A 25135-nucleotide genomic window follows, 5' to 3' on the forward strand; every position below is an offset into this window, starting at 1 on the left:
GATTTAATAGTTATTATTTGTTTCTGCCCGTAAAGATAATATTATTTGTATTATTCTTATTTTTATTGGTTGAAAATCAAGAAAATGCTTAATTTTCTTCTTCCGGTTTTTCTCCAAGTAAATGACATAGATCAGGGTCTTTGCGTATGCGTTCCTTTTCCTCTTCGATGATATTTACTACATCCCGCTTAATTTGGTTGTAATTACGCTCAATCTGTTGCTGCATAATATCATTTCCGTTTTCATCCTTGAAGTCATTTATAACCGGAATCTTTTTATACGCTTTTGTTTCTGCCGCCACTTTTTCGTTATCTACCACAATCATGGCGTGAAAGATTTTCTGGTCAATCTGTTCCCCGAAATTATCTGCCACTGAGCCTACAAACATACCTTGTGAAAGGTTCGCTATTTTAGATGCGGGTATAAGGGAGTCCATTTGCGTGTTGATTGAGGTTGAAGTATCTTGCCGGTTGATAGATATAGACTGTCTTTTTTGAAGCACCTTACCGAATCGTTCGGATAGGTTTTTAGCTGTCTCGCCAACAACTTGCCCACTGAAAATATTCCCCACAGTATTTTGGATTACTTTACTTTCTTTATCCCCATAGTCACGATTCAGCTGCGAGTAGTCCTGAAAGCCTAAACAGACTGCCACTTTATTAGAACGTGCCGTTGCGATCAGGTTATCCAAGCCTCGAAAATAAATCGTAGGTAACTCATCAATAATCACTGAACTTTTGAGCTGGCCTTTCTTGTTGATTAGCTTCACAATTCGACTGTTGTATAATCCCAATGCCGCTGAATAAATATTCTGGCGGTCGGGGTTATTTCCGACGCATAATATCTTGGGTTCTTTCGGATTATTAATGTCCAGTGTAAAATCATTTCCAGTCATCACCCAGTACAACTGAGGGCTTATCATTCTGGATAAAGGGATTTTAGCTGAAGCTATCTGGCCTTGGAGCTGATCTTGAGCACCTGATCGCCACGCATCCATAAAGGGTGAAAGATAATTCTCTAAAGCCGGATATGAGGTAAGTATTGTAAAAATATCCGCATACGGTTTATTTAATAATTCTATAGCATGCGGGAAAGTACAATATTTACCATCCTTATATATTTTGAGATACCATATAATAGCTGCCAGTAGGATAATCGGAGATTCCACAAAGAAATCGCCCTGCTTCTGAATCCACGTCCTATTCAAATTTAACATAATTGTATAGGCTGACTCATACGCATCACTGATATCGGTCATAAATTCCGGTGCAATCGGATTGCAGCGGTGTGATTTATGGGGGTCATCAAAGTTAATCACGTAGAATTGTGGTTTTACTTCATAGTTATCAAGATTCTTCAATAATTCATTATAGGCGATGACCGATAAATCATCGAACTTATAGTCGTAGATATAGATGGCGAAACCTTTTGATATTAATTGCTTTATGTATTGATTTACAACAGCATAAGACTTCCCACTGCCTGGAGTTCCAATAACAGTGGACGCACGAAAAATATTTACAACGTTAATCCATCCGTCGTTCCATTTACCTTTATAGTAAAACCTGGTCGGTAGGTTGACGGAATATTCGTTTTCTAAAAGGCGTGTTTCCTGCATGAAACTCTCATTCTCTTCGTTAAAAACATCTTCCATCAGATTGTGCTTCAGCATCCGGCTTACCCAAACACCCGCCATCAATAATAATATGTATCCGATAGTAAGTGTAAGTGTATATAAACCCATGTTTACAACAGAGGGAAACGGTAAAGCCAGCATCCACCAATTCATAAAGAAGAATATCAGCCCGAATAGTAATGCCGCATAGATTTTTTCCCATGTAATCTTTTCGTTTTTAACTCCTTTTGTTCCCAGGCAGCTAAGAGCCAAAAAGATTATGGCAAACATCTTTGTAAGCAGCAAATTATTAAATAGCCCGGCTGTATTCTGAAAGTTCAGGAGTATTTTGTCAAGAACTCCGATGTTTACTCCCATATCCTGTATCGCCTCATAGCAATACCAATAGATATGGATTACACAAAATAAAATGGATATGGCCCGCATGAATTCCATTACTTTCGCCAATCCTCTCAAATCGTCTTCGTTTTGCATATTACTTTATTTTTAAATGGTTAGAAATGACTTATGATATACCGCGCGAACGGCCTTTTTTCTTTTTCTTTTTCATCCGGCGAGTAAATGCTTCTTCTTCGTAGTTGTCGCCATGCTGGTCGAAGCTGAATATGCCGAATGCCTGTTCGATGGCTGACTCCATTGTTTCGGAAACCTGAGAAGTGTCTCCCGAAAGGGAGTCTCTTTGAAGGTTGGAGCCGTTCGCCTCGTTATGGAGCCGAGGCTCGTCCGAAGGCTCGTTAAAGAGGCGATTGAATACATTCGCTGAAAACTCTTTTCCCAAACGTGAACCATTGTAAACCTCTTTTGAGTTATGGTCTATGAATGTTACTCCGTATATCCGGTTTTCTTCGTTCTCACGGAAAACAACATCAATACCCCGTCCTTTCAACAGATTTATGAAACTGTGCCTGTCACCACCCGAACCGTGCATCGCCAATACCACTTCATTCCGGATTTTGGGTTTCCATTTCCCGGCTTTGAATTCTTTGGTATTATGCTTCATCCGCTTGTTCAGTCCGTCAAATCCGAAGTTTTTGCCGATCAATGAAGATTTGATAGGTGCGCTGACAGGTTTACCCATATCGTCCGTAACTGAATAGACAATTCCGGTAAAAGGCTCTCCTTCGTGTTCTCCTTTGACTTGTTTAGCTTCAATGTTAAAGCAGGAAAGCATAGCACTGTATTCCCCGAAAGTCTGGTAGCGATAGGAGTTTTTTACACTTTTAAGGACGTTGGAGATTTGGGTTTTGATATCCCCTTTGCTGTAATCAACCTTTTTGAGATAAGGTTCCAGCAGTTCATTCTTCTTATCGGTAATATTTTTAAGTCCGTATTTGACCTCCAAATCCCGGCAGACTTTCATTGAACGGTTCCACTCGTAGGTGTCGGAAATCTTGTTTCCGTTTTCATCTACGCAGGTAGTAACAATGTGAATATGTCGCCTGCCCGTATCCTCGTGTACATATACTATATAAGGTTGGTCGCCGTAGCCCATCCGGTCCATATAGTCTTTAGCCAATTCCTCAAATTGTTTATCAGAGAGATAATCTTCGGGTGCGGGGTTAAGTGAAATATGGAGAATCGGTTTTTCAGTATTCTTATTTAAAAGGAGATAATTCTCGAAAGAAAGCATAGCCTGTGAGATTGCTCTATCGGGATTATTATCCGGATCGGTAATCATCCGGTTGGAGGATATTACTCTTGCAGTAGCATCGTTTATCTTCTCCTGATTGTAAACAAGTGCTCCATAAAGCGAGTTTCCCCTGTTTATTTTTGCAACCATTTTTCTTCAAATTCTTTGGTTAATGCTATGATTTGTTTACTCAGAAGTATGAGTTCAATAGTTGTTTTTTCCAGTTTATAGAGAAGTGCCAACGCTCTTTTTTCGCTGAAATTGGTCTTCAAGGCTTTTACCGTCTGGTTATAATTGTTCCCGATAGCCTGAAATTGATGATGAAAATTGGTCAGGCGGATGTAGTAATCCATCGTTGCTTTATCGACTTTTACGATTTTAATTTCTTTTCCGAAGAGGGCATGATGGATAAAGCGACTTATATTATCCATTCCCGATTGCTCGAAAGAGAGGCGAAATCTGTCGTTTTCTTCCTCATTCAGATTAACGGTATAGCGGTATTTGGATGGGTCTTTTTTCGGTTTCCGTCCAACAGTTTTTTTCTTTTTGTTTCTGCTTTCGTCCGTCATATCTGGCAATATTTAGCTGTTAGTGATCTTTTTTCACGATTTACGACTTTGGAGTAAATCGCCCCCGAGCCGAAGGCGAGCGGCAAGTTGTTTTGTGCTGCGCGAAGAATTTCGTGCTGCACAAAACACAACTTGCTGTGTTCGCTTGAACACGAATTTGCTTGCAGCAAATTTTGGTTCGCACGATGTAAAGCCTTTGTATTTCTAATTGATTGTACCATGATCATAACCTGTTGTTATTACAAAGACAAAATTAGATGTAACTATTTGACTCTGAAACAGGTTGGATAGTGTAACAAGATGACATACAGTGACACAAATCGTCAGCTGGGTATATGGATGGGGAGAGAATAAGAAATTACTTCGTTATTTGCCTTGTAGCAATGCAACGGTGCAATAACGCAGTGGGGTTTCAATGTGCCGATGCTTTGTTTCATTAAAGCGATAATGCAATGGGGTAAGGTTGCCATACTGCCTTAATGTGTCATGGTAAGTAAGAATGCGTTAAGGCAAGGAGGCAGTATAGTGGTAATGTATTAAAGCAATAACGCATTATTGCGGCAGGGCAACCCTGCATCCGTGCACGACATAATAACGCCTGGCTGGAACAGGGCAATAATGTATTGACATAATGACACAATAGTGCATCCATGCAATGTTGCCTCAATATAATGAAGTAACAAGGCAGCAACGCATTTATGCGCGAACGCAATCTTGCAATAAAACAATGACAGGACATTGCATCGCTGCAATGCCCGAACGAAATAGATTATTTTTAAAACCAAAAACAATTTTAAGATGAAACAAACATTATTAGTCGCCATGAGCAACCAAAAAGGTGGCGTTGGCAAATCGACGGTAACTATCCTCTTGGCAAGTTATCTTCATTATGTGAAAGGAAAAAATGTAGCAATCGTCGATTGCGATACCCTTCAGCACAGTGTGAGCCATATGCGTAAAAGGGATATGCAAACGGTTGAAAAGACAGATGAATACAAACAACTGATGATGGCACAATGGGGGAAGATAGGGAAAAAGGCCTATATGGTCGTGGAGTCCTCTCCGGCTGAGGCAAGAAGTAAAATCGGAGAACTGCTGGAAGCTGCTCCTGACCTCGATATTATCCTTGTTGACCTTCCGGGCAGCTTGTCTTCGGAAGGCGTGTTCAAAACCATTATCAATATGGATTATGTATTGACTCCGATTGTTGCCGACAGGATTGTGATGCAGAGTACTATGTCATTTGCGACGGCTGTCCTCGATTACCTAAAAGGGAAGCCGGAAATTCCCCTGAAGAACTTTTTCTTTTTCTGGAACAAAGTGGACCGCCGCGCCAGCACAGAGGTTTATGATGCTTACAAAAAAATTATGGACCGCCTTAACCTCAAAGTGTTGAAAACAGTCATTCCCGAGTCACGGAGATTCGATAAGGAACTTTCTATGAAAGGTAAACCTTTTTTCCGGAGTACACTTTTTCCTCCTCCTCCCAAAATGCTTAAAGGAAGCGAGATTGATGAGTTGACAGAAGAATTATGTAAAACATTAAATTTCTAATCTTATGGCAAAGAGAAAAGAAGTCGATGTGGACGAGGAACTTATTAAATCCATGATGACGGGAGATATCCCTCGTCTTGGCAGTACCCTTGCCGCACCACCTACGGAAGAAATAGTCATTCCGGAGCGGAAACCGGAGAAAGAAAAAACGATAGTAGAAGATATACCCGAAAATATTCAGGAGAGAGAAACCCAGCAGGCAAAGTCGAAACGGCGGCGGGAACCGAAAGATTACCACTCCCTGTTTCTAAAGAAAAACGGTGGAACCAAGCGGCAAACTTACGTTAGCGCGGATTTATACGACAAAATAGCCAAGCTGTTGGGTATCGTCGCCAAAGATATCAGTGTTCCCAATTTCATTGATAACGTATTGGAGAACCACTTGAAAGAATATAAGGATGAGATTAACGATATGTACCGGAATAATTCGGATTTACTATTATAAACAATGTAGCAATGGAAACTTATTTACATTTTGCGGTCAAATTGGCTGTATGCGCCTATGTCCTTTACAGGGTTTGGGTAATCTTGTTCAACGAACGGATATTCAGCTTATGGAACCGGATACCTGTCCGTCCGCCGAAAGGAACGCCGGAACCGGTTATCATGGTTGTTTCGGCAAAGGAGAATCCGGATGTGGTTGGAAAGACGACAATCGTTTATCTGGAAGATCCGGAACTTGCGGCAAAGGTTCCGGCACATAGTGAAAAACTGGAACCTACTGATTTTATCGGCGAAGAACCCGACATATCCAGTGATGATGTAGAATCAGATTTATCGTCCGAGGCAAAGAAGCCGGAAGAAATATTGGAAGAGAAAGAACGGTTTGAGATAATGGATGATCTGGCTCCTGGACTCGATCCTGACTTTTCAACCGGACTAACTTATGAAGAAATGGCAAATGCTATAGGCGTACTGACCGTATCCACTGATAATGAAAAGCAAATCATTGAAGCGGCAAAGACGATACACAGCATCAAAGATACCGACCTCTTTGAATTCTTTACCAATCAGGTAAGCAATCTTGATAATGTGGAAAAACTAATGAGCGATTGTCTGGATGATAATGGAAAACCATTACCCATAAGAAAGTCCAAGCTTGAATTAGACATATTTGATATTAATAAATTTGTCTGATTTTTTGACGCAATCAGTTACAATTCTATTACAGAGCAATCTACAATAGATGGAAGAAAATACATCTATTGTAGATTGTATTACCTTTTAATTATTTTAGTAACATCTTAATACATAAAGAGTGAGAAATATGCACAGATAATTGCAAGAGGCTATTACATTCTTAATATCAATAGTTTATCAAAATTTAGTTACTGATTATTTATTCTATCTTGGAGTATCCAATCACTCCAACTATTTATTCCCATTCGCCGGAACAGGCACATTTGGGCATTTCTTTCTTTAATATCTGTGTAATATAAAATTCGGAGAATTTATTTTTAATCTCAAATCTCGTTCGGAGAAACTGGTCTTTGACAAATTCCGGTGTACCTTCCGCTTTCGACGGATCACGAAAGCCGAAGTGCAAGCGATGTGTTACCTCGCCAGTAAAGACAGGACAGGTTTCATTGGCTTCATCACAAACGGTTATTACATAATCCCACGCTTGATTGATATACTCCCTGACATCATGCGGAGTATGGTTGCTAATATCCACTCCGGCTTCAGCCATTACTTCAACAGCAATCGGGTTTACTTCCTTTGCAGGTTCGGTTCCTGCTGAATAAACCTCAATCCCTTTGTCAAACGATTGCAGGAAGCCGTGAGCCATTTGGCTACGACAGCTATTCCCTGTACATAAAATCAATATTTTCATTGCGTTGTATTCTTAAAAAAATGTTCCATAAACAAGACCTGATATAGTTGCCATGATAATTACCAGAGTTACATAAACAACCGTCTTTTGCGTACCCATAACCCCACGTATAACGAGCATATTCGGCAGGGAAAGCGAAGGGCCTGCCAATAGCAGAGCTAATGCAGGGCCTTTTCCCATGCCGGAAGCAAGCAACCCCTGAATGATCGGCACTTCGGTCAGTGTGGCAAAGTACATGAACGCCCCTGTGAAGCTGGCAAAGAAGTTTGACAATAGGGAGTTTCCACCTACCGCCCATTCAATCCATTCATTGGGTATCACACCCGCAATCGCAGTATCATCGTGCGTAGAGCCGAGCAGGAAGCCTGCTGTAACCACTCCGATAGCGAGCAATGGCATTATCTGTTTGGCAAATCCCCATGCTGAGAGTGTCCATTCTTTGTTTTCAGGATCACGTTTATCCAACAAGGTAATAAGGGACAGAGCAACAATACCGGCAATCATCGGAACAAGCGGAACCAGTTTTGGATTCGGTACGAATTGATATGCCAGAAATGCAGATAATCCGGTAGCTAAAGCACTTGCCAGTACCCATTGCCATTTTATTTTTAATATGGTTATCAGGGAATAGGCAAGCATAAGAGCCAATACCCCTGTGATATACCATTTGTAAGTAAATGTGTAGAACCATATACTTGAAGTATCATTGGCAGCCGGAGCACCCCAATTTGCAAAGACAAGTATCAACACTAAAGTGAAGAAATGAAACATGGTTTGCGACATCGGGCGTTTCGCCGGAGGAACTTCAATATTCATTTGTTCTTCCTTTTTTGCTTTTTCTTCTTTCCGGTAGATAAATGCCATTACCAAACCGATAATTACAGAAAAAAGAACCGCACCGATCATACGTGCCACGCCCATTTCCGTGCCGAGAATACGCCATGTAAGAATAATAGAGAGTATGCTGATTGCAGGGCCGGAATAGAGGAACGCAATAGCCGGCCCTAATCCGGCTCCACGTTTATATATACTCGTAAACAATGGCAATATCGTACAGGAACATACAGCCAATATCGAACCTGATACCGCTGCCACCGTATATGATAACCATTTTTTTGCATTGGCTCCAAAATACTTCAATACCGCTCCCTGACTGATAAAAACGGCTATCACGCCTGCAATAAAGAAAGCAGGGAGAAGGCACATAACAACGTGCTCCTGTGCGTACCATTTCGATAGGTCGAGGGTTGCTTCAATCGCTGTCATAAACCGTTCGCTGCCTAAAGGCAGGAAAAATACTCCGGCAAAAATGACAACCATCCAAAGAAGAATTTTCAACTCTTTTTTAGTTTCCATGTGTAGCGTTGTTATACTCCCAATAACTTGCGGATTTCGCTTTCGGAAGGAACATGACCTTTGATTTTTACTTCGCCGTCCACAACTATACCCGGCAAGGTCATTACATTATATTTCATGATTTCCATAATATCTTCCTGTTTGGTAAGATTTATGTCCAGATTGTTTTCTTCGATTACTTTCTTTACTGTTTCATAGGCTGTTTTACATTTGGCACAACCCGTACCCAATACGATGATTTCCATACCTTGATATATTAAAATTGTTCCTAAATACTTGTTATGACGTAATAAATCCCAACTATGATAAACACGGCAGCGACTATACGCTTAAACCATTTTTGAAAGACATTCATTTTATTGTAGAACTTCCCAACATTGCTGATGCTGTATGCCAATAGCCATGCTATGATGATAACGGGTAATCCTGTTGCTATGGCAAATACAGGAGGAAGTAGCAGCCCTGACGGACTGGCGATAGTTATAGGAATCAGACCGCCGAAATAAAGTACCCCGCTGTATGGGCAAAAGGCAAGTGCAAATAACAATCCGAGTAAAAAAGCATCAAGATAGTTTTTCTTTCCTTCTTTCTTTTCAAGTTTAGAAGTGAGCTTCCCCGTTCCCGGAATATTCCATTTGATTACGTCAAGCATCAAAATTCCGATTACTATAAGTGCTATACCCAACCACATACCACCGATATTTTGTAATAGCCGTGCTATCTGAAACTGGCTTGCACCAAAATAAAATATAAGTCCGAGCGCCGTATAAGTGAACATCCGTCCAAGTGTATAAAACAATCCGTTGAATAACACACGGTGTTTCACACCTATATCTTTGCTCAAATAGGCGGTTGCTGTGATGTTAGTCGCCAACGGACAAGGACTAATGGCAGTCATTAAGCCTAATACAAACGCTGTTAGTATCGGCCAATTTGATCCGTCAGCAAGGTTTTGTAAATACTCCATCATAACCTTTTATCGACTTCGGTTTTGATAAGGTTAGTAAGGTTTTCGGGGCTATTCAAAGCGTTGGCAAAAGCCTCTTTGGTAATTTCTATATGGTTATCGCCTTTAGCAACAATGAGAGCATTCCACGTTACTTCATATTTTTCTATGAGCGAAGCATTTTGTTCTTCATCGGTCTTTACTTCAATGAATTTCACATGTGGATTGTCTGTATAAAGTTCCTTAATGGTCTTTTCCGTTACATCACCAACCGCAATACAGGTTTTGCAACGCTGTTTGCCGTGAAAATAGTAAACGTTCACGGTAGAAGCATCTGTAAGCTGTGTTTTTGTTTCACCCGGTTCGGATGATTGCTGATTGTTCTTTTGTGTATTACCACCACAAGCTGTCAGCAATACAATGAGTAATCCGAATAAAATACTTTTTTTCATGTTGATTGTTTTTAGAATTATCGTTTAACTTTATATCTTCTGTTCGTAGTTCGTAATTCAACGAATGCCTCAAGCAAAAAAATAGCTGTTAGCAGCCACCTTTTGAAGTAGCAACACTTTCTATAAATCCTCCTAACAGCTTTTCTACCAAAGCCCAATTTTCTCTATTGATACAATATTTAACTGTCGGTGGCGTAATCTCTCCCTGTATCAATCCCGCATCTTTCAGTTCATTCAAATGCTGGGATAAGGTGCTTTTGGCAATAGGTAGTAATTCAGACATATCTCCGTGAAAACAGCACGTCTGACTGGCAAGCATCTGAAGTATTGCAATCCGTATAGGATGCCCCATTGCTTTGGCAAAACGTGCCATCTGTTCCTGTTCCTTTGTAAGTTCTTGCTTTTGCATTGCTTTATTATTTTCAGTTCGCAAATATACGAATAGATTTTTAATTCGCAAAATTACGAATCGACTGCTCTAAAAAACAGCTTTTTTATCCCCGCTGATGACACGTGATGTCATACGATGCAATAGGTCGTCACGCTTGCAAATCAAGCAATTAACCAATATATATTCGCAGTCGAATAATTTTTTATGTATCACTTTTAAAGATTTTCGACAATGAAAAAAAGAGTATTATTTTCAGCAGCATTGCTGCTAACAGCCTTCGGCGCATTTGCCCAAGGCGATGGTTCAGCCGGGATAACTGAGGCTACGAACATGGTCAGTTCGTATTTCGACCCGGCGACAAAATTGGTGTATGCTATCGGGGCTGTGGTCGGCCTCATTGGGGGCGTAAAGGTCTATTCCAAGTTCTCGTCAGGCGATCCGGATACGAGTAAAACAGCGGCCAGCTGGTTCGGAGCTTGTATTTTTCTCATTGTAGCGGCTACCATCCTTCGTTCATTCTTCCTTTAAGATTATGGCAGAATATTCAATTAACAAAGGGATTGGACGTAACGCTGAATTCAAGGGGCTGAAAAGCCAGTACCTGTTCATCTTTGCCGGAGGGTTGCTTGGTGTATTCTTCATCTTCGTGGTAATGTATATGATCGGTATCAGCCAATTAGTCTGTATTGTTTTCGGTGTTGCTTCTGCTTCGGTTCTTGTCTGGGGAACATTCTATTTGAATGAAAAGTACGGAGAGTATGGATTGCTCAAATTGCAGGCTATCCGTAATCATCCCCGGTTCATCATCAACCGCAAGCGAATCTCTTCATTATTTACCCGTAACATAAAAAGGAAACAAGAATGAGGAATATCTTAAAAGCAACTACTCTGGAAAGTAAGTTCCCGCTTTTGTCTGTAGAACATGACTGCATCATTTCCAAAGATGCAGATATTACCGTAGGCTATCGTGTGGAACTGCCCGAACTCTTTACGGTTACTTCGGCAGAATATGAGGCTATTCATTCGGCATGGCTCAAAGCAGTCAAGGTACTTCCCAATTTTTCGGTTGTTCACAAGCAGGACTGGTTTATCGAAGAGAATTATACCCCGGATATTCAAAAGGATGAAACGAGTTTTCTCTCACGCTCATTTGAAAGACATTTCAATGAACGTCCTTTTTTGAACCATTCGTGTTATTTGTTTCTTACAAAAACGACTAAGGAACGCAGCCGCATGCAAAGTAATTTTAATGCGCTTACCCGTGGTTTTATTATCCCTAAAGAAATGCAGGATAAAGATACGGCGATTAAATTCCTTGAAAGCTGTGAGCAATTCGAACGGATAATCAATGACAGTGGTTTCATTACGATTACCCGGCTCGGGAATGATGAAATTGTAGGAACGGAAAACGAAGCTGGCATTATTGAAAAATACTTTTCACTTAGCCAGGAAGATACCACATGCTTACAGGATATTGACCTTCGTCCGGATGAAATGAAAGTCGGTGATAAATACCTGTGCCTGCATACGCTTTCCGACTCGGAAGATCTGCCGGGTACGGTTAAACCGGATATCCGCTACGAACGGTTATCTACCGACCGAAGCGATTGCAGGCTTTGCTTCGCAGCACCTGTGGGAGTTCTGTTGACCTGTAATCATGTTTACAATCAGTATCTTTTCATTGATGATAGTGCGGAAAATCTAAAACGGTTTGAAAAACAAGCCCGCAATATGCACTCGTTGTCGAGGTACAGCCGCAGCAATCAGATTAACAAGCAGTGGATAGAAGAATACCTGAATGAAGCCCATTCACTGGGGCTTACTTCCATCCGCGCCCATTGCAATGTGATGGCATGGTCGGATGACCGGGAAGAAATGAAGCGGATTAAGAATGATGTCGGTAGTCAGTTGGCACTGATGGAATGTAAACCGAGACATAACACGGTAGATGCCCCGACATTATTCTGGGCAGGTATACCTGGTAATGAAGCAGATTTTCCGTCTGAAGAGAGCTTTTATACTTTCATTGAACAGGCTTTATGCTTTTTCGTGGAAGAAACCAACTATAAGAGTTCCGTATCGCCATTCGGAATAAAGATGGTAGACAGGCTTACCGGTAAACCGCTGCATCTGGACATTTCTGATTTACCCATGAAACGTGGTATTGTCACAAATCGTAACAAATTTATCTTAGGACCTTCGGGGAGTGGTAAGTCTTTTTTTACCAACCACATGGTAAGACAATACTATGAACAGGGTACTCATGTGCTGTTGGTCGACACCGGTAATTCTTATCAGGGATTATGCAACCTCATCAATGCTAAAACAGGAGGGGATGATGGAATTTATATGACCTATCTGGAGGATGATCCGATTTCGTTTAATCCGTTTTATACTGATGATGGGATTTTTGACATTGAAAAAAAGGAATCTATCAAGACGTTGATTCTGACGCTTTGGAAGCGTGATGATGAACCGCCGACCAGAGCTGAAGAAGTAGCCTTATCCAATGCAGTGAACCTATATCTGGATAAAATCAAAACGAGCCGGAAAATCGTTCCGTCTTTCAATACCTTTTATGAATTTATTCAAAAAGATTATCAAAAGGTGCTGAAAAGTAAGAACACCCGGGAAAAAGATTTTGATGTGCATAATTTCCTGAATGTGTTGGAACCTTATTATCGTGGTGGAGAGTATGATTTTCTGCTTAATTCCGACAAGCAGCTTGACCTTTTGAACAAGCGATTTATCGTATTCGAGCTGGATAATATCAAGGATAACAAGGTGTTATTTCCGATTGTTACAATTATCATTATGGAAACGTTCATTACCAAGATGCGCAGGTTGAAAGGTATCCGTAAGATGATACTTCTGGAAGAGGCTTGGAAGGCTATCAGTAAAGAAGGAATGGCGGAATATTTAAAGTATCTCTTTAAAACCGTCAGGAAGTTCTTCGGCGAGGCAGTGGTTGTAACTCAAGAGGTTGAGGATATTATTTCTTCTCCCATCGTGAAAGAAACAATCATAAATAACGCCGATTGCAAAATTCTGTTAGACCAGCGAAAATATGTCAACAAATTCGATTCCATTCAAACCCTTTTAGGACTGACCGAAAAGGAAAAAGCACAAATTCTTTCTATCAACATGGCGAACAATCCGTCAAGGCGGTATAAAGAAGTCTGGATCGGGCTTGGAGGCATTCAATCGGCTGTATACGCCACAGAAGTGAGCTTGGAAGAGTATTATTGTTACACCACGGAAGAAACCGAAAAACTGGAATTGTTTCGCCTAAGTGAAAAACTCGGTGGTAACATAGAACTCGCAATCAAACAACTGGCCGAAAGCAAACGGTCGGAGTAATCGCAAAAAAAATATTAATCAATTAAAATGTAAACGATATGAAACTTAAAATTTTCATACTGTGTCTGGGAGCTATTTTCTTTATTAATCAAAAATCCCACGCACAATGGGTCGTAACTGACCCCGGCAATCTTGCCCAAGGTATTATCAATGCCACTAAAAACATTGTACAAACTTCCACGACGGCAACCAATATGATTAAAAACTTTGAGGAAACCGTAAAAATTTATCAGCAAGGTAAGGAATATTATGATGCGCTGAAGAAGGTGAAAGGTTTGGTACGTGATGCCCGTAAAGTCCAACAAACAATTCTTATGATGGGTGATATCACGGATATATATGTAAACAGCTTCCAGAAAATGATGTCGGACCCTTATTTCAGCGTGGAGGAACTAAGTGCCATTGCGATGGGGTACACTATTCTTCTGGAAGAATCCTCCAATGTTTTGACTGACCTTAAATCCATTGTGAACGAAAGTAGTTTGTCTATGAATGACAAGGAACGGATGGATATCGTCAACCAATGCTATGAGCAGGTTTATGAATTCAGGGGGCTGGTGCAATATTATACCAATAAGAATATTGGTGTGTCCTATTTGCGTGCAAAGAAACAGCAGGATCAGGACCGTGTATTGGCATTGTATGGGAATCCGAGCGAGCGTTACTGGTAATCAAATCTAAAAGCTTATGATGTTATTAGCAATCGATTTTGAGAATCTCCATCAAATCCTACGGAATCTCTATACGGAAATGATGCCGCTATGCAGTGATATGGTGGGAGTGGCCAAAGGTATAGCAGGACTTGGGGCGTTGTTCTATGTTGCTTACCGTGTCTGGCAGCAATTATCCCGCGCTGAACCCATCGATGTATATCCGCTTTTAAGGCCTTTTGTAATCGGATTCTGTATCATGTTTTTCCCAACTGTGGTTTTGGGAACGATCAATAGTGTTATGTCGCCCATTGTCAAGGGAACGAATAATATGCTTGGTTCCCAGACGCTCAGTATGGAAGAACATCGTCAGAAGAGGGATAAGCTGGAATATGAAGCCATGAAACGAAACCCTGAAACAGCTTATCTGGTAGATAAGCCGACTTTCGATGAAAAGCTAGAAAAATTGGGTGCTTTTGATGCTATTGAAATATGCGGCATGTATATCGACAGAGCCATGTATAATGCCAAGAAAGGCATACAGAATTGGTTTAAAGAATTGTTGGAACTTCTGTTTCAGGCGGCAGCATTAGTGATAGATACGATTCGGACCTTCTTCCTCGTTGTGTTAGCCATTTTAGGGCCTATAGCCTTTGCAATTTCCGTCTGGGACGGATTTCAATCTTCCCTGGTTCAGTGGATAACAAGATACCTGAGCGTTTACCTCTGGCTTCCGGTATCGGACTTATTCAGCAGTATCCTTGCTCGCATACAGGTTTTGATGCTTGACCAGGATATTAAACAACTGGAAGACGCGACTTTCATTCCGGACGGTTCGAATACAGTTTATATCATTTTTATGATTATCGGCATCGTGGGGTACTTTACCATCCCGACAGTCGCTAATTGGATTATATCGGCAGGAGGAATGGGTAGCTATGGTAAAAATGTGAATTCGACGGCCACTAAAGCTGGTTCAGTGGTAGCCGGAGCTGCCGGAGCCGCTGTTGGCAATGTGGCAGGCCGACTTTTAAAACGATAAATTAAACAGGTAATAATGGAATTCAAATCATTAAACAATATCGAATCGAGTTTTAAACAACTCAGGTTGTTCAGTATCATCTTTCTCTGCCTGTGTGCCGGAATGATGGGTTATTCCGTATGGAAAGCATATAGTTTCGCAGAAGCTCAACGGCAAAAGATATACGTCCTAGATGGCGGTAAATCCCTGATGCTCGCTCTTTCGCAGGACTTGTCACAAAACCGTCCGGTTGAAGCAAAAGAACACGTACGGCGCTTTCATGAACTATTCTTCACTTTGTCCCCAGACAAGAGTGCTATTGAGAGTAATATAGGTCGGGCTTTATTCCTCTCAGACCGTACAGCTTTCAATCATTACCGGGATTTATCCGAGAAAGGATATTACAATAGGCTTATTTCGGGTAATATCAATCAACGAATAGAGATTGACAGTGTGGCATGCAACTTCGATGTATATCCTTATGATGTAAAAACCTATGCAAGGCAGTATATCATAAGGGAAAAGAACATTACTGAACGAATCCTTATCACTACCGGAAAATTACAGAATTCTGTCCGGAGCGATAATAATCCCCACGGATTTATTCTGGAAGGTTTTCTGGTGTTAGAGAACCGAGATATCAGGGTACTGGACCGATAAACAAATAAAAATAATGAAAAAAATAATCAGCAAAATTAAAGATTGGGTAGAAGATCGCTTTCGGAGCATTTGTGCGCCTATGAGTCCCGGCACAAGGATTTTTGTGATAGTAACATTAATAGTTGTTTTCGCAGTTATTAACTTCTATGTCACTTTCAGGGCTATATACAATATTGGTCGTGAAGATAAACAACGGGAGCAAATCAGCTTACCCATAGTTATTCCGGATTTGGATTCAGAAAATGAAGAAGAACCGGATGAACTCCAAAAAGAAATGGAAGATTTTTTTATGAACATTTTAATTCAGAACAAAATGACACAACAGAAGAGTAATATAGAACAAAAACAGAAACTTAAGAAGTATCTGGTGTTTACGATTATGTTTCTCGCATTTGGGGTCTGCATGTGGTGGATTTTCGCTCCTTCAAAAAGCGATAAAGAAGCCCAGCAGCAGGGAGTCGGCTTTAATGCCGACATCCCCGATCCTAAAGGAGCGGGAATAGTGGATGATAAAAAAACCGCCTATGAACAGGAACAGATACGCCTGAAACAGGAAGAAAAGATGCGTTCACTCCAGGACTATTCTTTTATGCTTGGCGAGAGAAATGAAAATCCGGCAGATTATCAGGAACAAGTGGAAACCGAACTGGAATCTGGAGAGCAACTCAATAAGATTTCTTCGGATACTTCCAATAAATCGAGTAGTTACGGCGGATATAAAAGCAGGCAGGCAAATTCATTTGAATCATCCAATTCTGCTTATATGGATATTAACCGTACGCTCGGAAATTTCTACGAAGAGCCGAAAAAAGATTTAGAGAAAGAAGAACTACGCGGGGAAATAGAACAACTTAAAGCGATGGTCGAAGAACAGCAAAAAGTAGCGACTTCTTATGACGATCAGGTAGCATTACTTGAAAAATCCTACGAGCTGGCGGCAAAGTATATGGGCGGCGAAAGTGATTCCAACAATGTGAATGAGGGTAATAAACCCGGTAAAAAAACGGAAGTGGTTCCAATATCCAGAGTGAAAAAAACTATAGTTTCCTCTCTTAACCAGCCTATGAGCGATCTGGATTTTGTAAAACATTTCAGCCTGGAGCGCAACTTTGATTTCAATACGGCTGCTGCTGAAGAAACATTGGGTGAGAAGAATACCATTAATGCGGTGGTACATGGTGACCAGACACTCGTAAACGGGCAAAGTGTGAAACTGCGTATGATTGAGCCGATGCGGGCGGGAAAACATATTATTCCCCGTAATACAATTCTTACAGGTGTAGGAAGAATAGCGGGTGAAAGACTGGAGATACAGATTTCTTCCATTGAATACGAAGGAAATATAATCCCGGTAAGTATGCTGGCTTATGATTCCGATGGTCAATTGGGCATCTATATTCCCGGTTCAATGGAGATGACAGCAGTAAAAGAAATTACCGGAAATATGGGTCAGAACTTAGGTAGTAGCATAAATATTACCCAGCAAAGTGCCGGAAATCAACTTCTATCAGATTTAGGGAGAGGCCTTATTCAGGGAACCTCGCAATACATTTCAAAAAAGGCGAGAGAGATAAAAGTAAGCCTGAAAGCGGATTACCGGATATTTCTCTTATCCGACAATAACAACTAATCAATTTATAATTAAAAACATTTTCAGATATGAAAAAGACAATGATTCTTTTCGCAATGCTAATTGTGGGCATTTCGACTTATGCCCAGACAAACGATGTAGAAGTAACGAGTGAAGAAATTCAGGAAGCCATGCTTCCCAAACCTTCTTTCGGTGATTACTTCGAGGGTTATACCAAAAAGATAACCTACGACCGCATGATTCCGCCTTACGGACTGGAAATAACTTTTGATAAAACAGTTCACATCATTTTTCCGGCAGAGATTTCGTATGTCGATCTTGGTTCAAGCAATATCCTGGCAGGGAAAGCAACCGGTTCCGAAAATGTGATTCGTGTAAAGGCAGCTGTGCGTGGCTTTGAAACTGAAACCAATATGGCGGTTATCACCAATGACGGCAGTTTCTATACATTCAATATAAAGTATGTGGATGAACCGGAGAAACTAAGTGTGGAAATGCGGGATTTTATGCATGATGGCGAAGCAGTCAATCGTCCGAACAATGCTCTTGAAATCTATCTTAGGGAGTTGGGCAACGAATCACCCAAGCTGGTATATTTAATCAACCATTCCATTTATAAGAACGATAAACGCCATGTTAAACATATCGGTTCAAAACGGTTCGGCATCCAATATCTTTTGAAGGGGATTTATACTCACAATGGTTTGCTTTATTTACATACCCAGATTAAAAATGAGTCGAATGTTCCTTTTGATGTGGATTTTATCCGGATGAAAATTGTCGATAAAAAAGTTGCCAAGCGGACGGCCATTCAGGAAACAGTAATCTACCCGGTCAGGGCATATAATTATGCGGCGAATGTGAGAGGTAACAAAACTGAAAGGACGGTCTTCGTGATTGATAAAATAACGATTCCGAACGGTAAACAAATGGTAATCGAACTATTCGAAAAGAATGGCGGACGACATCAGCAGTTTGTTATTGAGAATTCCGATTTGATACGTGCCCGTGTAATTGATGAACTTAAAGTTAAGTAAAAATAATGAAGAAATTTCTATTAATCATAGCCGTTTCCCTTGTGTTCATCGGAACGGCAAGCGCACAACGTTATCTTCCCGGGCAAAGCGGATTGGAGTTTACCGGAGGCTTCGTGAACGGATTTAAGGTATCCAAACAGGACGGCCAGGCTTTCTATGGCAATATCAGTATGAGTACTTATACCAAGAAAGGTAACCGCTGGGTATTTGGCGCCGAATATCTACAAAAGCAGTTTGAATACCGCGATGTTTACTTGCCTGTAGCACAGATAACAGCAGAGGGAGGGCATTACTTCAAGTTCCTTTCGGATGGCAGTAAGACTTTGTTCTTCTCTATTGGTGCAAGCGCCATAACCGGATATGAAACCCTGAACTGGGGGAAATCCCTTCTTTATGATGGAGCAAGCCTGAAAGATGAAGACGGTTTCATTTACGGGGGCGCAATTTCGTTTGAAATAGAAACCTACCTATCGGATAGGATTGTATTTCTGGTGCGTGCCCGTGAGAGAGTAATGTTTGGTTCTTCAATTAATCGCTTTCAGTTTCAGGCGGGTGCAGGAATAAAAATAATAATCAGATAAAAGACAAGAGAAATGAGAAAATTTATAGTATACACTTTATACACGCTATCACTGTTGGTGATAGCATGTGCCTGTAGTGACGATATTGATATTAAGCAGGATTATGAATTCGAAGTTACTCACCTCCCTGTTCAAAGCAAAATAAAAGAAGGTGAAACCGCAGAAATCCGTTTTCAGTTAGTAAGGTCAGGAACCTGGGAAGATACTAAATTCTATATACGATACTTTCAAAGTTCCGGAAAAGGAGAATTGAAAACCGCAGACGGAATGGTATTTCTACCGAATGATTTGTATGAAATGCCGGAAGAAACTTTTCGATTGTACTACACATCTGGTTCGTCCGACCAGCAAGTGATAGATTTGTACTTCCTGGATAATTTTGGTAAAATGTGTACCCTTTCCTTTTCGTTCAGCAATGAAAATGATAATGAGGAAGATGAGGACGAAGAAGATTAACTGATTATGTAGGATAAGCGAGTATCCGGATTCGTTCGAGTACTCGCTTCATTTACAAATTGCTCATGAAATATATAATAACACTCTTCATCATCTTGGCGTATTTGCCTGTATGGGGACAACCAAATAGAAAGACGGAAATAGAAAAGTGTGCGCAACAGGTTTATTCCATAAAGGAATTTCAGCGGATAGCCGATTCTATACAAATGTCTATTAGTGATCTATCTGATTATCCTGTAATTTTCCCGATTAAAAAGCCACTCCGGATTTCATCCGGATTCGGGATGCGCTATCATCCGGTTTATAAAAAACGAAAATTCCATACGGGAATTGATATACCCAAGGCAATAAATACTCCCGTATATGCCACAGGTAACGGCGTTGTAGTCCGGAAGGGTTATAGCTCCGGTTACGGATATTATATTGAGATTGAACATGCGGGTGGTTTTCGTTCATTCTATGCACATTTGAGTAAGACGATGGTAAACATTGGAGATCCGGTAAGTATAGCTATGCAGATTGCTTGCGTGGGCAACACAGGAGTATCAACAGGCCCTCATTTACATTATGAAGTAAGGAAAGGCAAACGCTATCTGAACCCGATAGAATGGTGTGGTTGTCTGTTTTCAATAATGAATAAATTTCAAACAAAAAGAATAGCATGAAATCTTTAACTACTTATTTACAATATGGCGAGGTGGTAATGTACAGGGCAAGAATACATATCTTTCTTTTCCTACAACCTGCCATATTGCTGGCGATTGGATACCTGTGCTATCTGGATACTGTAAGGCTAACCCATTATTGGGGAATAACTTTATTGTTTCTGGGGCTGGTGTCGCTCGTTCAGCGTGTGTTAGTGAAAATCGGTTCTCTTTATTTAGTAACCAACAAACGGGTGATTATCAAGACAGGGGTTATCAGTCGTCGGGTCATAGAACTCGTTCTCATGAAATGCGAAGGCATTTACGCAACGCAAACCGTTATGGGACGTATTTTCGGCTATGGGACTATTATCGTTACCACCGGAGGGGCTACTAATTGTTATTATTATGTGGCTGATCCGTTCCGGTTTAAAATGGAAATAAATATGCAAATCAAATAATTAAGACTAATTTTACAGTTCATATGGATTCAAATAATCAATATAATATTATCCGGCATTGTCCTGGAAGCGATGCGATTACTTCCAAGGTATTGCGCCAGATAAAACTGAAAAGCGCCGAGCCAAAAATTGCAAATATTTGTCCCGGCACAGGGGAGCAAGCTCTATTGCTGGCTAAAGCCTATAAGAATGGTCGTATTACGGCTATTGACGAAGACGGCTTGTTTTTTCATTCTATTATGGGCAAAGCAAAACAAGCAAGATTTCAGGATCGTGTAAAAACGGAGTTGTCTTCATTAAGGAACTTACCTTTTGGAGAAGAAAGTCTGGACCTGATACTTTCTGAAGGAGCTTTTGAAGAATTAGATTTTGGGAAACGCTTATACCAATGGAGAAAATATATCAGGCCCGGTGGTTATCTGGCTATGTCGGAACTATGCCTTTTAACAAATAAGGAACTGCCTTCCGAATTATATGATTATTTAGACAATGCCTACCATAATCGTGAAATAGAAAGTATAGATTATCACATCGGACAGATAAAAGAGGCCGGATACAAACTGCATACCCGTATTACCTTGCCTGATGAGTGCTGGTTCGGCTATTTCAAATCAATGAAGGAAGGAATGGGAAAGGAGTTCGTTTCCGGTATAGAGGAAGAGATAGAACATTACCTGACATATAAAGAGTATTTTGCTTATGTATATTTCGTAGTACGCAAAGCACCGGTTATTTCTGGAGAATCGGTTTATAATACTGAATTGGATAAAAAGCAGCGGACAGCCCTTCAGAATCATTTGATGGATAAGCTATCCGAAAAAGAATGCAATAATACCCTGCGGTATACCGAAAGCTGGCTGACGGATAATCTGGTTAGAGAAAATCACGAAAAGATACTACTTGGATTCAGGGAAGAAGGCGGATATTGCGATTGCGAAGTCCTTGCTAATGTGTTCCATACGATTATGGTAAATAAGGACGAAAAATAAAGATGACAAAGGGGACGTAATCCGGGGTATCTTCTTTGCTCCGGCTTATTTCTCTCCATAGTTACTACAACACTAATTACTATCCTTATACACTTCAATAGAGAGATAAATATCTTGTATTGAGTGCATGTATTCCACAGAATTTTAAATCAATAATTATGGGAGTAGATAATCCGATAAATGGAGACGGTGGTTATAATGCTATTGAGATAGATAAAGGAGTACTACTGTTTTCAAGGTCAAAAGAGGGCTTTAAACTTTTTCACGATACGATGGAGCTGTTTATGGATAACCTCTATAATCCTTTGTGTAATAATACATACTTTAATCTTCATTATATTGAATCCGGCGACCCTGTATTAAGGGAAAAATGTGACATAGCACTGAAATTTCCAGAGAAACATCTACCATTAAAAATACCGATAGATGATGAATGTTTTACGGATATAAGTGTTTTGAAAGGTAGTCTGGATATGAAAATAAATGGATGGGAACCTACACCGGATCAAATACAGAAAATAACAGACTATGTAGTTGGCGTACATATTCCGGTTCATGGAGATACATTTAATGTAAGCTGCTTACAGGAGATTGCCAAAGGAATTTCATATAACAGAGTTTTGCTTGGCGGGTCAATGTCGGATTTTAAGTATGAAAGTGAATTTCTTGAATTAGCCCAGAAAATGGAAAAATGCTCCGATGGTATAGAAGCCAAGACACTCGCTCAGGATATGAAAACATTGGCTTCAGATATATTGAAAAAGGATTATCCGGATATAAGAACGGAACAAACACCTGCCTTAAAAGGGCAGATACCTTATGAGTATGGGAAGAATGAACATCTGAAAAAAGACGGGCTAGACAGCTTTAATGCCATTGAAACGGATGAAGGGGTATTGCTGTTTTCACGGACAAAGGAAGGAAAAGAATTATTTCAAAACCATTTGGAAAAGTATCTGGATAATTTCTTTAATCCGGCATGCGACAATACTTATTTCAATCTTCATTATCTTGAATGTGATAATGGCAGTCTAAGGGGAAGGAGTGATTTGGCAGGGAAATTTCCGGCGATACCACAATCGGAGTTTCCTGTAAACCAATGTTTCTTTGTCGATTCAGAAGTGCTGAAATATAGTCTTCAGGAAGTAAAATTCAGTTGGAAACCGGATTCAGATCAGGTAAACAAGTTGGAAAACCATCTGTTAGATGGTGATTTTTTACCTATCCGAGGAGATACATCTAATATTAGTGTTTTGCAGGAAATAGCTACCGGCAAAAATCATTATGTCCATAACCTCGCTCTTCATGGTGTTGGAGGCTTTAAATATAATGCTGATTTCAAGGAATTAGCCGATATCGCAATGTCTTATTCAGGTCATACGCATGAATATAAAGTCATAAATGCGATGAGGGAGAAAGCAAAGGAGATATTAAATCGTGATTACCCGAATATACGGAAAGAACAGGAACAATCAATCAGGAATAAAAATCATATATCCCCAACGCCACCTGCTCAGAAAAAAGGTCGTGGATTGTAAATCGATGAAACGGCAGGAAATTAGATCCTGCCGTTATCTAATTTTTTTCTAAGTTTATATACTCTCCAATATTTTTCCGAAGGGCAATTCTGCTGTATAGAATTCTTCGTTTGTGTGTTTTCCATAAGCCTTATAAAATCCGGTTCCGTCTTTGTATAAAATCAGTAAGCCCGTGTCTAAACGATTTTCAGGTTTCTCAAATGAATCTTGTTCCTCTCCTTCAAGAATAACAAAACTCCATTCTTTTTCTGATAATATCTCTGCCTCTTCATTTTTTGATTGGTAGAAATCCACACTATTATCGTAGAATTTAAAGGAGATAAAGCTCTCCGGAGCATTGAATGAAGCGGCTGCTTCCAATCTTTTTTTGATTGCTCCTTTCCAATTACTATCACAAGTGATGATAGCAAAGTCGCAGCAATCCCATTCACTTTGGCTGTTAGCCCTTACAAGAATGTGATTTGTCGGTGTTGATGAAATTTTCATTGTTTCTATTTTTAAGTTAAATATGACTGCGCATCTGACCCGATAAGACATTTATGAGCGTTATGTTCCCTGACCGCATTTTGGATATTCAGATAAAGCAGGTTATAATTTTCTTCTTTCTTTTTAAGTTTCTTCCGGAATTTAACAAGGTCTTCGTCAGTATTTTCATCAAAGAACAGATTGTTCTGCTTTTGGTACGAGAGGTACTCCTGTTCCTTTCTTTTGGCAATGGTAATCTGTGCTTTGGATGAAGCAAGGCGGGATAAACAAGAATTAAAATCGGTTTTGAGTCCGGTTCTCTTATCATAATAAGAATGATAAACCTGAATATATTCACGAGGGTATAAGCATTGGTATTTCGATTGCCTCCAACGAATCACCCACCTGTACTTTTCGTAAAGCTCTCTTGGTAAGTCATATCGAAAAAGGACTACGCGCCGGCAGTCCTTACTTTGATATTCTATTGAAATGATGACCCATTTTTCAATCTGAAGTTCTTTTTCTGCCTTAGCCAGTTCCCGGGCTTCTTCCATCCAGTCGCTGACATCTTCCTGCTTATGCTTTTTCATGTCGGAATTTTTAGAGATTTCACTTTTACCGATGACTTATATTCCATAAGAGATTGAATAAGGGAGAGAAATTCCGATACGTCAAATGTTTGACCAGAGAACGCATCTTTCCAGATTCCAAATGTTGTACAAACTAAAGCTTCATATACAGGTTTTACGTTTTTTTCCTCAACCCATTTTCCTTTGATGATTTTGATATAAAAACCATTTGTATGCCCGGACCAATCCAACCATGCGGTAAAATAGCCACGAGAATTGAGGTCATATAGCTTTTTCAGAATTGAAGTAATTAATTCTAAAGTATTTTTATCCTGATGTGTCATAGCTTTCATTTGTTTAAAGGTTTTCACTCATTTTTTTGTATTCGTGAAATTTTTCCCCTTTGTAAAAGTCGAATTCCGGATAGGTACAGAAACCGGAAGTGCTGGTTCTGTTTGTCCGTTCGCCGAATTTATTTTCTTCCAGCCAATCAAGTATATTACTGTCGTTATTGTTGGTGTCAATAAACTGGCAACCTGCACTTCGCTTACATTCAGGGAGATTTACCGTAATACAAGTATAATATTCCAATGACTCTCCAACCAAATAATATAACATAAAGGCAATGGGACTTCCCAGACCACATTCATAAGTAGTAATAAAAGGGAATACCCATTTATTTTTAAAACGAATCAGGTTGAATTCCCTACCTTCGATTATAATTGTTTTTGTTTCCATAATACTG

At 40.1% G+C, this 25135-nt stretch carries 30 protein-coding genes and 1 pseudogene; 18 read left to right on the forward strand and 13 right to left on the reverse strand.

Going from position 1 to position 25135, the window contains the following annotated elements; all coding sequences use genetic code 11:
• Nucleotides 1-88: 88 nt before the first annotated feature.
• Genes mobC through mobA form a run of 3 tightly spaced genes read right to left on the reverse strand, consistent with a single transcriptional unit; the run spans nucleotide 89 to nucleotide 3835 of the window.
• Nucleotides 89-2110, reverse strand: a complete 2022-nt coding sequence (gene mobC, locus HMPREF1212_RS06100; RefSeq protein WP_046148759.1) for a conjugal transfer protein MobC — start codon at nucleotides 2108-2110, stop codon at nucleotides 89-91.
• Nucleotides 2111-2141: 31 nt separating this feature from the next.
• A complete protein-coding gene (mobB, locus tag HMPREF1212_RS06105) occupies nucleotides 2142-3416 on the reverse strand; it encodes a conjugal transfer protein MobB (protein WP_046148760.1) in 1275 nt (424 codons plus the stop codon).
• On the reverse strand, nucleotides 3401-3835 hold the full coding sequence (gene mobA / locus HMPREF1212_RS06110) for a conjugal transfer protein MobA (RefSeq protein WP_046148761.1): 435 nt from the start codon (nucleotides 3833-3835) through the stop codon (nucleotides 3401-3403). Before mobA ends, mobB begins: the two co-directional genes overlap by 16 nt.
• Before the next feature lie 798 nt (nucleotides 3836-4633).
• Between mobA and HMPREF1212_RS06120 the strand changes: the two genes are divergently transcribed.
• The 3 genes from HMPREF1212_RS06120 to HMPREF1212_RS06130 are packed head-to-tail and all read left to right on the forward strand — an operon-like array spanning nucleotide 4634 to nucleotide 6526.
• The gene (locus tag HMPREF1212_RS06120; RefSeq protein ID WP_046148763.1) at nucleotides 4634-5389 is read left to right on the forward strand and encodes a ParA family protein; all 756 of its coding nucleotides are present in this window, start codon (nucleotides 4634-4636) and stop codon (nucleotides 5387-5389) included.
• 4 nt (nucleotides 5390-5393) lie between these two features.
• A complete protein-coding gene (locus HMPREF1212_RS06125; protein ID WP_002561255.1) occupies nucleotides 5394-5834 on the forward strand; it encodes a DUF3408 domain-containing protein in 441 nt (146 codons plus the stop codon).
• A gap of 11 nt (nucleotides 5835-5845) precedes the next feature.
• Nucleotides 5846-6526, forward strand: coding sequence for a DUF4122 family protein (locus HMPREF1212_RS06130; RefSeq protein WP_046148764.1), 681 nt, complete (start codon nucleotides 5846-5848; stop codon nucleotides 6524-6526).
• 238 nt (nucleotides 6527-6764) lie between these two features.
• Here the strand turns inward: HMPREF1212_RS06130 and HMPREF1212_RS06135 are convergent, their stop codons facing one another.
• The 6 genes from HMPREF1212_RS06135 to HMPREF1212_RS06160 all read right to left on the reverse strand — a co-directional run bounded on the left by HMPREF1212_RS06135 (nucleotide 6765) and on the right by HMPREF1212_RS06160 (nucleotide 10386).
• Nucleotides 6765-7223 (reverse strand): arsenate reductase ArsC, encoded by a 459-nt coding sequence (locus HMPREF1212_RS06135; protein ID WP_046148765.1) that lies wholly within the window; start codon nucleotides 7221-7223, stop codon nucleotides 6765-6767.
• Between the two features lie 12 nt (nucleotides 7224-7235).
• The gene (locus tag HMPREF1212_RS06140) at nucleotides 7236-8579 is read right to left on the reverse strand and encodes a permease (protein ID WP_046148766.1); all 1344 of its coding nucleotides are present in this window, start codon (nucleotides 8577-8579) and stop codon (nucleotides 7236-7238) included.
• Nucleotides 8580-8590: 11 nt separating this feature from the next.
• Nucleotides 8591-8824, reverse strand: a complete 234-nt coding sequence (locus tag HMPREF1212_RS06145) for a thioredoxin family protein (RefSeq protein ID WP_002561251.1) — start codon at nucleotides 8822-8824, stop codon at nucleotides 8591-8593.
• Nucleotides 8825-8847: 23 nt separating this feature from the next.
• Nucleotides 8848-9546, reverse strand: a complete 699-nt coding sequence (locus tag HMPREF1212_RS06150; protein ID WP_046150254.1) for an aromatic aminobenezylarsenical efflux permease ArsG family transporter — start codon at nucleotides 9544-9546, stop codon at nucleotides 8848-8850.
• The gene (locus HMPREF1212_RS06155; RefSeq protein WP_046148767.1) at nucleotides 9546-9977 is read right to left on the reverse strand and encodes a nitrophenyl compound nitroreductase subunit ArsF family protein; all 432 of its coding nucleotides are present in this window, start codon (nucleotides 9975-9977) and stop codon (nucleotides 9546-9548) included. Before HMPREF1212_RS06155 ends, HMPREF1212_RS06150 begins: the two co-directional genes overlap by 1 nt.
• Before the next feature lie 88 nt (nucleotides 9978-10065).
• Nucleotides 10066-10386: an ArsR/SmtB family transcription factor gene (locus HMPREF1212_RS06160; protein ID WP_002561248.1), complete on the reverse strand. Its 321-nt coding sequence runs from the start codon at nucleotides 10384-10386 to the stop codon at nucleotides 10066-10068.
• A gap of 213 nt (nucleotides 10387-10599) precedes the next feature.
• On the opposite strand from HMPREF1212_RS06160, the gene HMPREF1212_RS06165 reads away from it, so the two are divergent.
• The 15 genes and pseudogenes from HMPREF1212_RS06165 (at nucleotide 10600) to HMPREF1212_RS06230 (ending at nucleotide 23356) form a co-directional block, all read left to right on the forward strand.
• A complete protein-coding gene (locus tag HMPREF1212_RS06165) occupies nucleotides 10600-10896 on the forward strand; it encodes a DUF4134 domain-containing protein (RefSeq protein ID WP_002561247.1) in 297 nt (98 codons plus the stop codon).
• Nucleotides 10897-10900: 4 nt separating this feature from the next.
• Entirely contained in the window at nucleotides 10901-11233 is a 333-nt protein-coding gene (locus tag HMPREF1212_RS06170) for a DUF4133 domain-containing protein (protein ID WP_002561246.1), read from the forward strand.
• Nucleotides 11230-13728, forward strand: a complete 2499-nt coding sequence (locus HMPREF1212_RS06175) for a TraG family conjugative transposon ATPase (protein WP_046148768.1) — start codon at nucleotides 11230-11232, stop codon at nucleotides 13726-13728. Before HMPREF1212_RS06170 ends, HMPREF1212_RS06175 begins: the two co-directional genes overlap by 4 nt.
• A 38-nt stretch (nucleotides 13729-13766) precedes the next feature.
• Entirely contained in the window at nucleotides 13767-14399 is a 633-nt protein-coding gene (locus HMPREF1212_RS06180; protein ID WP_046148769.1) for a DUF4141 domain-containing protein, read from the forward strand.
• Nucleotides 14400-14415: 16 nt separating this feature from the next.
• On the forward strand, nucleotides 14416-15420 hold the full coding sequence (traJ, locus tag HMPREF1212_RS06185) for a conjugative transposon protein TraJ (RefSeq protein ID WP_046148770.1): 1005 nt from the start codon (nucleotides 14416-14418) through the stop codon (nucleotides 15418-15420).
• Between the two features lie 15 nt (nucleotides 15421-15435).
• Complete coding sequence (traK, locus tag HMPREF1212_RS06190) at nucleotides 15436-16059, forward strand: conjugative transposon protein TraK (protein WP_046148771.1); 624 nt, start codon at nucleotides 15436-15438, stop codon at nucleotides 16057-16059.
• Between the two features lie 13 nt (nucleotides 16060-16072).
• A pseudogene (locus HMPREF1212_RS27530) lies at nucleotides 16073-16255 on the forward strand (TraL conjugative transposon family protein); the annotation flags it as partial.
• A 117-nt stretch (nucleotides 16256-16372) separates the two neighbouring features.
• Nucleotides 16373-17689, forward strand: a complete 1317-nt coding sequence (gene traM, locus HMPREF1212_RS06195) for a conjugative transposon protein TraM (protein WP_052725029.1) — start codon at nucleotides 16373-16375, stop codon at nucleotides 17687-17689.
• Nucleotides 17690-17718: 29 nt separating this feature from the next.
• Nucleotides 17719-18687 carry a conjugative transposon protein TraN gene (traN, locus tag HMPREF1212_RS06200; protein WP_046148772.1) on the forward strand — a complete coding sequence of 323 codons (969 nt, stop codon included), beginning with the start codon at nucleotides 17719-17721 and terminating at the stop codon, nucleotides 18685-18687.
• A 5-nt stretch (nucleotides 18688-18692) separates the two neighbouring features.
• The gene (locus tag HMPREF1212_RS06205) at nucleotides 18693-19268 is read left to right on the forward strand and encodes a conjugal transfer protein TraO (RefSeq protein ID WP_046148773.1); all 576 of its coding nucleotides are present in this window, start codon (nucleotides 18693-18695) and stop codon (nucleotides 19266-19268) included.
• Between the two features lie 12 nt (nucleotides 19269-19280).
• Nucleotides 19281-19724, forward strand: a complete 444-nt coding sequence (locus HMPREF1212_RS06210) for a DUF3872 domain-containing protein (RefSeq protein ID WP_002561233.1) — start codon at nucleotides 19281-19283, stop codon at nucleotides 19722-19724.
• A 65-nt stretch (nucleotides 19725-19789) separates the two neighbouring features.
• The gene (locus HMPREF1212_RS06215) at nucleotides 19790-20389 is read left to right on the forward strand and encodes a M23 family metallopeptidase (protein WP_002561232.1); all 600 of its coding nucleotides are present in this window, start codon (nucleotides 19790-19792) and stop codon (nucleotides 20387-20389) included.
• Nucleotides 20386-20829, forward strand: coding sequence for a PH domain-containing protein (locus HMPREF1212_RS06220; RefSeq protein WP_046148774.1), 444 nt, complete (start codon nucleotides 20386-20388; stop codon nucleotides 20827-20829). The genes HMPREF1212_RS06215 and HMPREF1212_RS06220 overlap by 4 nt, the downstream gene beginning before the upstream one ends.
• A 23-nt stretch (nucleotides 20830-20852) precedes the next feature.
• Nucleotides 20853-21818 carry a DUF2695 domain-containing protein gene (locus tag HMPREF1212_RS06225; protein WP_046148775.1) on the forward strand — a complete coding sequence of 322 codons (966 nt, stop codon included), beginning with the start codon at nucleotides 20853-20855 and terminating at the stop codon, nucleotides 21816-21818.
• Nucleotides 21819-21976: 158 nt separating this feature from the next.
• Nucleotides 21977-23356, forward strand: a complete 1380-nt coding sequence (locus tag HMPREF1212_RS06230) for a DUF6047 family protein (protein WP_046148776.1) — start codon at nucleotides 21977-21979, stop codon at nucleotides 23354-23356.
• Nucleotides 23357-23410: 54 nt separating this feature from the next.
• On the opposite strand, the gene HMPREF1212_RS06235 is transcribed toward HMPREF1212_RS06230, so the two are convergent.
• From HMPREF1212_RS06235 to HMPREF1212_RS06250, 4 genes are read right to left on the reverse strand one after another with little or no spacing between them, the layout of a single operon-like run.
• On the reverse strand, nucleotides 23411-23842 hold the full coding sequence (locus tag HMPREF1212_RS06235) for a hypothetical protein (protein WP_046148777.1): 432 nt from the start codon (nucleotides 23840-23842) through the stop codon (nucleotides 23411-23413).
• Between the two features lie 11 nt (nucleotides 23843-23853).
• Nucleotides 23854-24411: a hypothetical protein gene (locus tag HMPREF1212_RS06240; protein WP_046148778.1), complete on the reverse strand. Its 558-nt coding sequence runs from the start codon at nucleotides 24409-24411 to the stop codon at nucleotides 23854-23856.
• Complete coding sequence (locus HMPREF1212_RS06245; protein ID WP_046148779.1) at nucleotides 24408-24743, reverse strand: hypothetical protein; 336 nt, start codon at nucleotides 24741-24743, stop codon at nucleotides 24408-24410. The genes HMPREF1212_RS06240 and HMPREF1212_RS06245 overlap by 4 nt, the downstream gene beginning before the upstream one ends.
• A 4-nt stretch (nucleotides 24744-24747) precedes the next feature.
• Nucleotides 24748-25128, reverse strand: coding sequence for a DUF4313 domain-containing protein (locus HMPREF1212_RS06250; RefSeq protein WP_046148780.1), 381 nt, complete (start codon nucleotides 25126-25128; stop codon nucleotides 24748-24750).
• Nucleotides 25129-25135: the final 7 nt, after the last annotated feature.

The sequence above is a fragment of the Parabacteroides sp. HGS0025 genome, from assembly GCF_000969845.1.
GTDB classification, from domain to species: Bacteria; Bacteroidota; Bacteroidia; order Bacteroidales; family Tannerellaceae; genus Parabacteroides; species Parabacteroides gordonii.

Bases quoted from the DNA above. Each gene is read 5' to 3' on its own strand.
- HMPREF1212_RS06150 (WP_046150254.1), bottom strand. From the start codon at position 9,546: ATGGAGTATTTACAAAACCTTGCTGACGGATCAAATTGGCCGATACTA.
- HMPREF1212_RS06230 (WP_046148776.1), top strand. From the start codon at position 21,977: ATGGGAGTAGATAATCCGATAAATGGAGACGGTGGTTATAATGCTATT.
- mobB (WP_046148760.1), bottom strand. From the start codon at position 3,416: ATGGTTGCAAAAATAAACAGGGGAAACTCGCTTTATGGAGCACTTGTT.
- mobC (WP_046148759.1), bottom strand. From the start codon at position 2,110: ATGCAAAACGAAGACGATTTGAGAGGATTGGCGAAAGTAATGGAATTC.
- HMPREF1212_RS06140 (WP_046148766.1), bottom strand. From the start codon at position 8,579: ATGGAAACTAAAAAAGAGTTGAAAATTCTTCTTTGGATGGTTGTCATT.
- HMPREF1212_RS06225 (WP_046148775.1), top strand. From the start codon at position 20,853: ATGGATTCAAATAATCAATATAATATTATCCGGCATTGTCCTGGAAGC.
- HMPREF1212_RS06240 (WP_046148778.1), bottom strand. From the start codon at position 24,411: ATGAAAAAGCATAAGCAGGAAGATGTCAGCGACTGGATGGAAGAAGCC.
- HMPREF1212_RS06210 (WP_002561233.1), top strand. From the start codon at position 19,281: ATGAGAAAATTTATAGTATACACTTTATACACGCTATCACTGTTGGTG.
- traN (WP_046148772.1), top strand. From the start codon at position 17,719: ATGAAAAAGACAATGATTCTTTTCGCAATGCTAATTGTGGGCATTTCG.
- HMPREF1212_RS06205 (WP_046148773.1), top strand. From the start codon at position 18,693: ATGAAGAAATTTCTATTAATCATAGCCGTTTCCCTTGTGTTCATCGGA.
- HMPREF1212_RS06155 (WP_046148767.1), bottom strand. From the start codon at position 9,977: ATGAAAAAAAGTATTTTATTCGGATTACTCATTGTATTGCTGACAGCT.
- HMPREF1212_RS06235 (WP_046148777.1), bottom strand. From the start codon at position 23,842: ATGAAAATTTCATCAACACCGACAAATCACATTCTTGTAAGGGCTAAC.
- HMPREF1212_RS06220 (WP_046148774.1), top strand. From the start codon at position 20,386: ATGAAATCTTTAACTACTTATTTACAATATGGCGAGGTGGTAATGTAC.
- HMPREF1212_RS06170 (WP_002561246.1), top strand. From the start codon at position 10,901: ATGGCAGAATATTCAATTAACAAAGGGATTGGACGTAACGCTGAATTC.
- HMPREF1212_RS06175 (WP_046148768.1), top strand. From the start codon at position 11,230: ATGAGGAATATCTTAAAAGCAACTACTCTGGAAAGTAAGTTCCCGCTT.
- HMPREF1212_RS06180 (WP_046148769.1), top strand. From the start codon at position 13,767: ATGAAACTTAAAATTTTCATACTGTGTCTGGGAGCTATTTTCTTTATT.
- HMPREF1212_RS06120 (WP_046148763.1), top strand. From the start codon at position 4,634: ATGAAACAAACATTATTAGTCGCCATGAGCAACCAAAAAGGTGGCGTT.
- HMPREF1212_RS06165 (WP_002561247.1), top strand. From the start codon at position 10,600: ATGAAAAAAAGAGTATTATTTTCAGCAGCATTGCTGCTAACAGCCTTC.
- mobA (WP_046148761.1), bottom strand. From the start codon at position 3,835: ATGACGGACGAAAGCAGAAACAAAAAGAAAAAAACTGTTGGACGGAAA.
- HMPREF1212_RS06215 (WP_002561232.1), top strand. From the start codon at position 19,790: ATGAAATATATAATAACACTCTTCATCATCTTGGCGTATTTGCCTGTA.
- HMPREF1212_RS06125 (WP_002561255.1), top strand. From the start codon at position 5,394: ATGGCAAAGAGAAAAGAAGTCGATGTGGACGAGGAACTTATTAAATCC.
- HMPREF1212_RS06130 (WP_046148764.1), top strand. From the start codon at position 5,846: ATGGAAACTTATTTACATTTTGCGGTCAAATTGGCTGTATGCGCCTAT.
- traJ (WP_046148770.1), top strand. From the start codon at position 14,416: ATGATGTTATTAGCAATCGATTTTGAGAATCTCCATCAAATCCTACGG.
- HMPREF1212_RS06250 (WP_046148780.1), bottom strand. From the start codon at position 25,128: ATGGAAACAAAAACAATTATAATCGAAGGTAGGGAATTCAACCTGATT.
- HMPREF1212_RS06145 (WP_002561251.1), bottom strand. From the start codon at position 8,824: ATGGAAATCATCGTATTGGGTACGGGTTGTGCCAAATGTAAAACAGCC.
- HMPREF1212_RS06245 (WP_046148779.1), bottom strand. From the start codon at position 24,743: ATGAAAGCTATGACACATCAGGATAAAAATACTTTAGAATTAATTACT.
- traM (WP_052725029.1), top strand. From the start codon at position 16,373: ATGACACAACAGAAGAGTAATATAGAACAAAAACAGAAACTTAAGAAG.
- HMPREF1212_RS06160 (WP_002561248.1), bottom strand. From the start codon at position 10,386: ATGCAAAAGCAAGAACTTACAAAGGAACAGGAACAGATGGCACGTTTT.
- traK (WP_046148771.1), top strand. From the start codon at position 15,436: ATGGAATTCAAATCATTAAACAATATCGAATCGAGTTTTAAACAACTC.
- HMPREF1212_RS06135 (WP_046148765.1), bottom strand. From the start codon at position 7,223: ATGAAAATATTGATTTTATGTACAGGGAATAGCTGTCGTAGCCAAATG.